Here is a 6,683-nt window from a genome sequence, read left to right as displayed (position 1 = left end):
AGGACTTTTTCAAAGGAACCTCGTCCCAGCCGTGATGGCTGGTAACGGGGTATCAACATATCTGGCGTTGACTTTTGGCACGCTGTTGAGTTCTCAAGGAACGGACGCTTCCTTTGTACTCACCCCGGTTTCCCTGGGCTTTCCTCCGGGCGCTTCCCTTCGGTGTTTCGTTCTTGCGTTTCCGACTCTATCAGATCCTTTTCCTGTTCCGTTTCCGGTCTGGAATTCGAATCTGCGGCGGTTGGAAGGCCGTGTTGCCTTTCGGCGTTCCACCACGCTAGCGGATTCCTTCGGCAACTCATAATCGAGTCGTGCGACATCGCAGGGGGTTCGAATTTCGGCACGCAGAATTCGACCCCGCCGAGGGGATGATCGTAGATGGTGGGTTGGCCGCTTCCGGCTGCTGTCTAAGGCAGTACCCGGGTCAAGCGGCTCGGACTACATTACGGACCTTCCGGGGGCGAGTCAAGTTGCCCGGCGGCGCGGCGTATGGGGCCGATACGGGCTCACTGTCGGGTCGTTGGCCGTCCAGAAGCGCCAGGGGTGGGTGCCGCCCTCGCCGGAGACTCCGGTGCGGGGGCCGCTGCGTACCTGGTCGGGGGGTGTGGGGGTGCCCGTGAGGATGGCGAGAGGGGAGTCGGGGCCCGCGCAGAGGTCGGCTCCGTCGAGGGTGCGGTCCACGTCCAGGGCGGTGGCGAGGCGGGCTGGGCCTTTGGCCAGTTCCTTGTCCTTGCGGGCCGATTGTCGACGGGGCCTGGCGAGGTCGGCGCCCACGGTGATCTCTCCCGCGCGAAGCAGCACTCCGCTGGCCGTTCCCTCGGCGCCGCAGACCACGTTGAGGCAGTGCCACATGCCGTACGTGAAGTAGACGTACGCGTGCCCCGGTGGGCCGAACATGACGGCGTTGCGGGCGGTTCTGCCGCGGTACGCGTGTGAGCCGGGGTCTGATGGACCGTCGTAGGCCTCGACCTCGGTGAGGCGGAGTTCGATGTGGCCATCCGGGGTGCGGCGTACGAGGATGCGGCCCAAGAGGTCGACGGCCACGTCGAGCACGGGGCGGTCGAAGAAGTCCCGGGTGAGGGGCGTACGGTCAGGGGCCGCGATCATGGCGTACGAGCCTAGTCCAACTCACGGGCGTGGCATGGGAGGAGAGCAGGGATATGGCGTTCAAGAAGCTGCTGGCGAGTCTGGGTGCCGGGGGTGCCTCGGTCGAGACGGAGCTGACCGAGGTCAACGTCGTACCGGGTGGCGTCGTTCAGGGAACGGTGCGGATTCAGGGCGGGTCGGTCGAGCAGGAGATCCAGTCGCTGTCTGTCGGCCTGCAGGCGCGGGTCGAGGTCGAGCGTGACGATCAGGAGTTCAAGCAGAACGTCGAGTTCACCAAGCTGCAGCTGGGCGGGGCCTTCACACTGCAGGCGGGCACAGTGCACTCGGTGCCGTTCGGTCTGGAGATCCCCTGGGAGACCCCGATCACGAACTTCGACCAGGTGCATCTGCCCGGGATGAACATCGGTGTGACCACCGAGCTGGCGATCGCCCGGGCCGTGGACTCGGGGGACCTGGACCCAGTGAACGTCCACCCGCTGCCCGCGCAGCAGGCGATCCTGCATGCCTTCGCCCAGCTGGGTTTCCGCTTCAAGAGCGCGGACATGGAGAAGGGGCACATCCGGGGGACGCGGCAGCGGCTGCCGTTCTACCAGGAGATCGAGTTCGTCGCGCCGTCGCAGTACCGGGGCCTGAACCAGGTGGAGTTGTCCTTCGTCGCGGACGGCGACGCGATGGATGTCGTCCTGGAGATGGACAAGAAGCCGGGGCTGTTCACCGGGGGCAGTGACTCGTTCCGGGTCTTCCAGGTCGGGCTGCACGACTTCCAGGGGACCGACTGGGCGGCGTATCTCAATCAGTGGCTTTCGGAGGTCGGCGGCAAGCGCAACTGGTTCTAGGCTCGGTGCCGCAGGCATGACCGCCGTACGTACCACCGTACTGACCGCCGTACTGGAGGATCTGACGTGACTGACAAGAGGGCCCCGCTGCCCCATGACTTCCTGCCCTCGGTGCCGTCGTTCACGGTGCTGAGCAAGGATGTGGCGCCGGGTGAGGTGCTGGGCGACGCTCAGGTGCTGTCCGGGGGGAACGTGTCGCCGCAGCTGCGCTGGGAGGGGTTCCCCGCGGAGACGAAGAGCTTCGCGGTGACCTGCTTCGACCCGGACGCTCCTACCGGGAGCGGGTTCTGGCACTGGGTGCTGTTCGACCTTCCCGCTTCGGTCACCGAGTTGCCGTCGGGGGCGGGCAGCGGGAAGTTCGAGGGGCTGCCAGCGGGCGCGGTCCACGCGCGCAACGACTACGGGACGAGGGACTTCGGGGGTGCGGCCCCGCCTCCGGGTGACGGCCCGCACCGCTATGTGTTCACGGTGTACGCGGTGGACCAGGAGAATCTGGGGCCCGACGCGGACGCCTCGCCCGCCGCTGTGGGGTTCAACCTGAGGTTCCACACGCTGGCCCGTGCGCAGCTGGTCGGCGAGTACACGGCTCCTGGCGGTAGCTGACCGTTCAGCCGCTGTTTGCCCGCCCCTGGTCATGGAAGTGATCAGGGGCGGGCATTTTTATTGCGTTGTCCACGACGGCGCACCCGGCCAGAGTTGATCCCAGTCCGCCGTGGGGTGGGCAGGTGCGCACGGGAGGGTGGGCGAGATGCGGGACACGCTGGTGCTCAACGCGAGCTTCGAGCCGCTGTCGACGGTGACGCTGCGGCGTGCCGTCGTCCTGGTGATGCAGGACAAGGCCGTCGTCGAGCAGGCCCACCCCGAACTGCGGTTGCGGGCGGCCTCGGTGGAGCTTCCGGTGCCCAGGGTGATCAGGTTGTGTCGGTTCGTCCGGGTGCCGTTCCGAAGACAGGCGCCGTGGACGCGGCGTGGGGTGTTGGTGCGGGACGGTCACCGGTGTGCGTACTGCGGCCGGCGGGCCAGCACGGTGGACCATGTGGTGCCGCGCTCGCAGGGCGGTGCGGACTCCTGGTTGAACACGGTGGCCTCGTGCTCGGTGGACAATCACCGCAAAGCGGACCGGACGCCCGAGCAGGCGGGGATGCCGCTGCTGTTCCAGCCGTTCATCCCTACGCCGGGTGACGCGATGCTGCTCGCGCTCGCGGCCGACGACCGGTCCGCGCTGCCGGACTGGCTGGCCCAGCCTGCCGCCGCGTAGCCCCAGGTCTCGGCCTCGGCCTCGGTCTCGTACGCCATGAAGCCCGCCTTCTTCTGAGGGCGGGCTTCACGGCGTACAGGCTCTCAGTCGAGCGGGGGTTGTTCGCGGCGTTCCACGCTGGACTTGGCGGAGCCGCCGCCGGAGCCGCCCGAACCGCCGCCCATCGGGCCGAAGTTGCCAAGCGCGCCGCCAAGGCCCTTCAGGGCGTCGCCGATCTCGCTGGGCACGATCCAGAGCTTGTTGGCGTCGCCTTCGGCGATCTTCGGGAGCATCTGGAGGTACTGGTAGGAGAGGAGTTTCTGGTCCGGGTCGCCGGCGTGGATGGACTCGAAGACCGTACGGATGGCCTGGGCCTCGCCCTCGGCGCGCAGGGCGGCGGCCTTGGCGTCACCCTCGGCGCGCAGGATCGAGGACTGCTTCTCACCTTCGGCGCGCAGGATCTCCGACTGGCGGACACCTTCGGCCTGGAGGATCGCGGCGCGCTTGTCACGGTCGGCGCGCATCTGCTTCTCCATCGAGTCCTGGATGGAGGTCGGCGGTTCGATGGCCTTGAGCTCGACGCGGTTGACGCGGATGCCCCACTTGCCGGTGGCCTCGTCGAGTACTCCGCGCAGGGCGGCGTTGATCTCCTCGCGGGAGGTCAGGGTCCGCTCCAGGTCCATGCCACCGATGATGTTGCGCAGGGTGGTGACGGTGAGCTGCTCGATCGCCTGGATGTAGCTGGCGACCTCGTAGGTCGCCGCGCGGGCCTCGGTCACCTGGTAGTAGATGACGGTGTCGATGTTGACCACCAGGTTGTCCTGCGTGATCACCGGCTGCGGCGGGAACGGAACGACCTGCTCCCGGAGGTCGACGCGGTTGCGGACCGTGTCGATGAACGGGACGACGATGTTCAGTCCGGCGTTGAGTGTGCGGGTGTAGCGGCCGAAGCGCTCGACGATGGCGGCGCTGGCCTGTGGAATCACCTGGACCGTCTTGATCAGGGCGATGAAGACCAACACCACCAGGATGACTAGGACGATGATGATCGGTTGCATCGCACTCCCCGTGCCCTTCGAGCTCTGGAGGATCTTGATGGTCGAGTGTGTCAGACCGCCGCGTGGCGCGTAGGGGGAATCCGCCCACGCCATGGTTCGTTCGTGGTGCAATCGCGGGTCGCTGGTGGGGCGTTGGGCGGGCGTTGGTGGGTCACATGACGATCGCAGTGGCTCCGTCGATCTCAACAACGTCCACTTCCTGGCCCACTTCGTAGCTCTGGGCGGCGTCCAGGGGCCGCGCTGACCAGACCTCCCCGGCGAGCTTGACCCGGCCACCACGGCCGTCGACGCGCTCCAGGACCACGGCCTGTTTGCCTTTCAGCGCGTCTACTCCGGTGGAGGATTGGGCACTGCGCGCCTGGTGCCGGGCGGCGATCGGACGTACAACGACGATCAGCGCCACGGAAACGACGGCGAAGACGGCGACTTGAAGGACAAGTCCGCCGCCGAGGCCCGCCGTCACGGCAGCGGCGACGCCGCCCACGGCGAGCATGCCGAACTCCGGCATCGCGGTCAGTACCAGCGGGATGCCGAGCCCGAAGGCCACGACCAGCCACCACACCCATGCGTCGATGTCCACACACCCATCGTAGGCGTGCGCACTGCCCCGGGACAGTGCGCGATCAGGGTGGGTATCGCGGCCCAGCGCCCGTCCGCCGCCGGTCAGTTGATCGGCAGGCCCTGGGCCGTCCAGCGGTCGCCGTTCTGCTCGACGACGAGCGGGAGGCCGAAGCAGAGCGAGAGGTTGCGCGCGGTGAGTTCCAGCTCGATGGGGCCCGCGGCGAGGATCTTGCCCTGGCGGATCATGAGGACGTGGGTGAAGCCGGGGGCGATCTCCTCGACGTGGTGGGTGACCATCACCATCGAGGGAGCGATCGGGTCGCGGGCGAGGCGGCCCAGACGGCGCACCAGGTCCTCCCGGCCGCCGAGGTCGAGCCCGGCCGCGGGCTCGTCCAGGAGGAGGAGTTCGGGGTCGGTCATCAGGGCGCGGGCGATCATGGTGCGCTTGCGCTCGCCCTCGGAGAGGGTGCCGAAGTTCCGGTCGACGTACTCGGTCATGCCGAGGCGGTCGAGGAAGGCGCGGGCCCGCTGCTCGTCGACGGCCTCGTAGTCCTCGTGCCAGGTGGCGGTCATGCCGTACGCGGCGGTGAGGACCGTCTGGAGGACGGTCTGGCGCTTGGGCAGCTTGTCCGCCAGGGCGATACCGGCCATGCCGATGCGCGGTCGCAGTTCGAAGACGTCGACCTTGCCGAGGGTCTCACCGAGGATGGTGGCGGTGCCCTGACTCGGGAAGAGGTAGCTGGAGGCGATGTTGAGCAGCGTCGTCTTGCCCGCGCCGTTCGGGCCGAGGATGGCCCAGCGTTCCCCCTCCTTGACCGACCAGGAGACCTGGTCCACCAGAGCCCGGCCCTCGCGGACCACGGATACGTCCACCAGCTCCAGTACATCGCTCATGAGCGCGTTGTCTCCCATTGCAGTCTCGGATCTCGCGTGCGTCTGTAGACGCCGCCCCCAAGGAAAACCTACGCCACTGACCGGCCGCTCCCATCGCCAGTCCTGTCCTTAGGCTGGTGTCCATGCTCACGGAACCACGATCGGGCCGATTGGCCTCCTGGGGAAATGCCCTCATTGCGGGACTTATCTCGCCGGATGACGCGGTGCTGGCCATCGTCGGCGAGGACGCGGTGCACCGGGTCGACGGCCTGCCTGGCGAGCCGGGGCGGGTCGGGCTGTCGCTGGCGCTGGGGCGGTTGCGCGCTCTGGGGGTGTCCGGGCTGGGGGTGGCGCTGCCCGCGCCGGGGCATCCGCTGGGGCTGAGCGGCCCGCCGGAGTTCAACGCGCGGGCCCTGGAGGCCGAGGAGGCGGTGGTCTGCCACGGGGTCGCGCTGGGCCTGGTGCCCGAGGTGTACGAGGCCGGTCCCGAGGGTGATGTGCATGTGGAGGTCGTCTGGCACTGTCTGCCGGTACGGGAGGCTCCGCCGGCGGACGTGCCGTCGCTGGGCGAGGCCGAGCGTGAGCTGGCGGAGGCGCTACGGGAGGCGACCGAGGTGCTCGCGCGGCTGGATGTGGCGGGCTCAGGGCCGGTCGCTGAGGCCGCGGTCGAGGCGTACCGGGCGCGTGCCGAGAGCGGGCGTGAGCTGCTGGCTCCGGGGTATCCGGCGCGTGCCGTACGGGTGTTGGAGCTGGCGCAGCGGATGGCACTGTTGATCTCGGCGGCGCGGGAGAGCGGGCACGGTGGGGCGGTGAGCGCCTCGGAGATGGCGGCGCGGGCTCAGGCGCTGCGGCCGGTGGAGCGGACCGCGCGCCGGGCGCAGGTGGCGGCGTACAACGCGTATGTGGAGGAGCGGGAGCGCGGGGCGCGCTGAGGGGCGCGGGCGACGGGCTCGCAGACACGGGCGGGCTCTTGGAGCCTGTCTTTGGACTCGGGAACGCGACCGGCCCCCC

General features: G+C 68.6%; 8 protein-coding genes. 4 read left to right on the top strand and 4 right to left on the bottom strand.

Annotation, left to right across the window (positions count from 1 at the left end):
• Positions 1–465: 465 nt before the first annotated feature.
• Complete coding sequence (locus tag GCN81_RS11695; RefSeq protein ID WP_156724412.1) at positions 466–1,107, bottom strand: DNA-3-methyladenine glycosylase; 642 nt, start codon at positions 1,105–1,107, stop codon at positions 466–468.
• 53 nt (positions 1,108–1,160) lie between these two features.
• Here GCN81_RS11695 and GCN81_RS11690 point away from each other — a divergent pair, with 53 nt between their 5' ends.
• The 3 genes from GCN81_RS11690 (at position 1,161) to GCN81_RS11680 (ending at position 3,201) form a co-directional block, all read left to right on the top strand.
• A complete protein-coding gene (locus tag GCN81_RS11690) occupies positions 1,161–1,943 on the top strand; it encodes a sporulation protein (RefSeq protein ID WP_156724410.1) in 783 nt (260 codons plus the stop codon).
• A gap of 66 nt (positions 1,944–2,009) precedes the next feature.
• A complete protein-coding gene (locus GCN81_RS11685) occupies positions 2,010–2,546 on the top strand; it encodes a YbhB/YbcL family Raf kinase inhibitor-like protein (RefSeq protein ID WP_156724408.1) in 537 nt (178 codons plus the stop codon).
• A 145-nt stretch (positions 2,547–2,691) separates the two neighbouring features.
• Positions 2,692–3,201, top strand: coding sequence for an HNH endonuclease (locus tag GCN81_RS11680; RefSeq protein ID WP_156724407.1), 510 nt, complete (start codon positions 2,692–2,694; stop codon positions 3,199–3,201).
• Positions 3,202–3,284: 83 nt separating this feature from the next.
• On the opposite strand, the gene GCN81_RS11675 is transcribed toward GCN81_RS11680, so the two are convergent.
• The 3 genes from GCN81_RS11675 to GCN81_RS11665 form a co-directional block, all read right to left on the bottom strand.
• On the bottom strand, positions 3,285–4,238 hold the full coding sequence (locus GCN81_RS11675) for an SPFH domain-containing protein (protein WP_156724405.1): 954 nt from the start codon (positions 4,236–4,238) through the stop codon (positions 3,285–3,287).
• 151 nt (positions 4,239–4,389) lie between these two features.
• Positions 4,390–4,818, bottom strand: coding sequence for an NfeD family protein (locus GCN81_RS11670; RefSeq protein WP_156724403.1), 429 nt, complete (start codon positions 4,816–4,818; stop codon positions 4,390–4,392).
• 83 nt (positions 4,819–4,901) lie between these two features.
• Positions 4,902–5,693 (bottom strand): ABC transporter ATP-binding protein, encoded by a 792-nt coding sequence (locus GCN81_RS11665; protein ID WP_156724401.1) that lies wholly within the window; start codon positions 5,691–5,693, stop codon positions 4,902–4,904.
• A 122-nt stretch (positions 5,694–5,815) separates the two neighbouring features.
• Here GCN81_RS11665 and GCN81_RS11660 point away from each other — a divergent pair, with 122 nt between their 5' ends.
• The gene (locus tag GCN81_RS11660) at positions 5,816–6,604 is read left to right on the top strand and encodes a hypothetical protein (RefSeq protein ID WP_156724400.1); all 789 of its coding nucleotides are present in this window, start codon (positions 5,816–5,818) and stop codon (positions 6,602–6,604) included.
• Positions 6,605–6,683: the final 79 nt, after the last annotated feature.

The organism is Streptomyces apocyni, assembly GCF_009739465.1.
Classification (GTDB): Bacteria; Actinomycetota; Actinomycetes; order Streptomycetales; family Streptomycetaceae; genus Streptomyces; species Streptomyces apocyni.
The sequence above is the reverse complement of the archived record's forward strand: the minus strand, read 5'-3'. Positions and strand labels throughout refer to the sequence as shown.

What these genes read in the sequence shown, in the direction of transcription:
- GCN81_RS11695 (WP_156724412.1), bottom strand. Translation starts at nt 1,107, where the DNA reads ATGATCGCGGCCCCTGACCGTACGCCCCTCACCCGGGACTTCTTCGAC.
- GCN81_RS11690 (WP_156724410.1), top strand. Translation starts at nt 1,161, where the DNA reads ATGGCGTTCAAGAAGCTGCTGGCGAGTCTGGGTGCCGGGGGTGCCTCG.
- GCN81_RS11680 (WP_156724407.1), top strand. Translation starts at nt 2,692, where the DNA reads ATGCGGGACACGCTGGTGCTCAACGCGAGCTTCGAGCCGCTGTCGACG.
- GCN81_RS11675 (WP_156724405.1), bottom strand. Translation starts at nt 4,238, where the DNA reads ATGCAACCGATCATCATCGTCCTAGTCATCCTGGTGGTGTTGGTCTTC.
- GCN81_RS11665 (WP_156724401.1), bottom strand. Translation starts at nt 5,693, where the DNA reads ATGAGCGATGTACTGGAGCTGGTGGACGTATCCGTGGTCCGCGAGGGC.
- GCN81_RS11660 (WP_156724400.1), top strand. Translation starts at nt 5,816, where the DNA reads ATGCTCACGGAACCACGATCGGGCCGATTGGCCTCCTGGGGAAATGCC.